This is a genomic window from Blastococcus sp. URHD0036 (genome assembly GCF_000701365.1).
In the GTDB taxonomy this organism is placed as follows: Bacteria; Actinomycetota; Actinomycetes; order Mycobacteriales; family Geodermatophilaceae; genus Trujillonella.
Window position 1 is genome coordinate 1 of the sequence record NZ_JNIK01000010.1, and the last position, 1,710, is coordinate 1,710.

A 1,710-nucleotide genomic window follows, 5' to 3' on the forward strand; every position below is an offset into this window, starting at 1 on the left:
CGGCCGTCGGCACGCCGTGCGTCGGCGCGTCCCGGTCGTAGCGGTCAGGGAAGGCGATGCGGGACATGTAGTCCAGCGCCTCGGCCCGGGGGTCGAGCAGGCCCTGCCGCTGCATCAGTGGTCGCATGGCGGAGTCGGGCTTCGCCGTCCTCGGCTGCGCGCACCCCATGGGTCCTCTCAGGCTCGCCGACCTGATCGGCCTGGACACCACGAAGTCGATCGCCGAGTTCCTCTACGAGGAGTTCAAGGAGCCGCTCTACTCGCCGCAGCCCACGCTGTCGCGGATGGTCGACGCCAGCCTGCTGGGCCGGAAGAGCGGCCGCGGCTCCACCAGTACGAGACGACGCCCGCCTCCGGTTGAGCCGGCGCCGGCCGTCGAGCACGACCCCACGACGGAACTGGTCAGACAAGGAGAAGTACATGGAGATCCGCGACGCAGTGGCCCTCACCACCGGCGGAGCCTCCGGGCTGGGACTGACCGCGGCCCGGTGGATCGTCGCCGCGAGTGGCCGGGTGGTCCTGCTCGACCTGCCCGGGTCCGACGGCGCCGCGGCATGCGAGGAGCTGGGCTCCGGCGCACGCTTCAGCCCAGGGGACGTGACGAGCGAGGAGGACGTGCGTGCGGCGCTCGACCCCGCCGCCTAGCTGGGGGTTCTCCGCGTCGTCGTGAACTGTGCGGGCATAGGTCCCGCGAGTCGGACGCTGGGTCGCTCGGGCCCTGCGCCGATGGACCTCTTCGCCCGCGTCGTCACGGTGAACCTGCCCGGCACGTACAACGTGCTGCGCCTGGGGGCGGAGCGGATCGCGGCCGCCGAGGAGATCGACGGCGAGCGCCGCGTCATCGTCAACACGGCCTCGGTGGCCGCGTTCGACGGTCAGGTCGGCCAGGCGGTCTATGCCGCGTCTAGGTCCGGCATCATCGGGCTCGGCCTGACGGTGGCCCGGGACCTCGCCGATCGCAGGATCCGGGTCATGACGATCGCCCCCGGGCTGTTCGACACGCCGCTGCTGGCCGCGCTTCCGGCGGAGGCGAGGGTGTCCCTTGGCAGCCAGGTGCCGCATCCCTCGCGCCTGGGAGACCCCGACGAGTTCGGCCTCATGGTCGAGCAGGTCATCGCGAACCCCATGCTCAACGGAGAGGTCATCCGCCTCGACGGCGCCATCCGGATGGCGCCCGGCTGACCGGCCGTCCGGGAGTGCGAGTTCTGAGAGCCGCACCCCCGGCACCGGCTACTTCAGGAGGCTGCGGGCGATCACCATGCGCTGGATCTGGTTGGTGCCCTCGTAGATCTGGGTGATCTTCGCGTCGCGCATCATCCGCTCGACCGGGAAGTCCTGGGTGTAGCCGGCACCGCCGAACAGCTGGACGGCATCGGTCGTCACCTTCATGGCGACGTCGGAGGCGAAGGACTTCGCCGCGGCGCAGAGACGACCGAGGTCGGGGTCGACCTTCCCGCCGTCGTGGGCGGCCTCGCCGCGGGCGGCGGCGACGTAGACCAGGTGCCGAGCGGCCTCGATCTGGATGGACATGTCGGCGAGCATGAACTGCACGCCCTGGTTGTCGCTCACCGCGCGGCCGAACTGCTTCCGCTCGCGGGTGTACTCCACGGCGGCGTCCAGCGCGCCCTGCGCGACACCGACGGCCTGCGCGCCGATCGTCGGGCGGGTGAAGTCCAGCGTCCGCAGCGCGGTCTTGAAGCCGGTGCCCTC

General features: G+C 71.4%; 1 protein-coding gene and 2 pseudogenes. 2 read left to right on the forward strand and 1 reads right to left on the reverse strand.

The window, feature by feature from the left end; all coding sequences use genetic code 11:
- Window positions 1-125: 125 nt before the first annotated feature.
- Together N555_RS27365 and N555_RS25700 are read left to right on the forward strand one after the other, a co-directional pair.
- Window positions 126-314: pseudogene (locus N555_RS27365) on the forward strand (3-hydroxyacyl-CoA dehydrogenase family protein); the annotation flags it as partial.
- Window positions 315-420: 106 nt separating this feature from the next.
- A pseudogene (locus tag N555_RS25700) lies at window positions 421-1,182 on the forward strand (SDR family NAD(P)-dependent oxidoreductase).
- A 48-nt stretch (window positions 1,183-1,230) separates the two neighbouring features.
- On the opposite strand, the gene N555_RS0106980 reads toward N555_RS25700, so the two are convergent.
- Window positions 1,231-1,710: acyl-CoA dehydrogenase family protein (locus N555_RS0106980; RefSeq protein WP_029430776.1), on the reverse strand; the 480-nt coding region annotated here is incomplete at its 5' end.